General features: G+C 65.7%; 1 pseudogene. It reads right to left on the bottom strand.

Going from position 1 to position 254, the window contains the following annotated elements:
- Nucleotides 1-217 (bottom strand): annotated as a pseudogene (locus AAEZ08_RS23230) (pyridoxamine 5'-phosphate oxidase family protein); the annotation flags it as partial.
- Between the last annotated feature and the right edge of the window lie 37 nt (nucleotides 218-254).

Genomic DNA, 254 nt, shown 5'->3' with positions numbered 1-254 from the left:
CGTCGAGGCCCTTGAGCAGGAGGATACGGCAATGCGGATAGCCGTCGGCGTCGACGGTGGCCAGGGTCATGGCGTTGGGTTCGACCGGCAGGCGCTCGGTCTTCACCGCGTCGTCGAACCACTGGCGGAACAGGCTGAAGGGATCGCTAGGGGCGTTGGCCTCGCTGAGGCCATCGCGGGTGTACTCGCGGCGCATATCGGCCAGGGACTGGGTCATGGCGCATCTCCAGGGGGAAATGCGCCATAGCTTAACC

The sequence above is a fragment of the Pseudomonas sp. E45-MNA-CIBAN-0222 genome, assembly GCF_040310405.1.
Classification (GTDB): Bacteria; Pseudomonadota; Gammaproteobacteria; order Pseudomonadales; family Pseudomonadaceae; genus Stutzerimonas; species Stutzerimonas stutzeri_AC.
The sequence above is the reverse complement of the archived record's forward strand: the minus strand, read 5'-3'. Positions and strand labels throughout refer to the sequence as shown.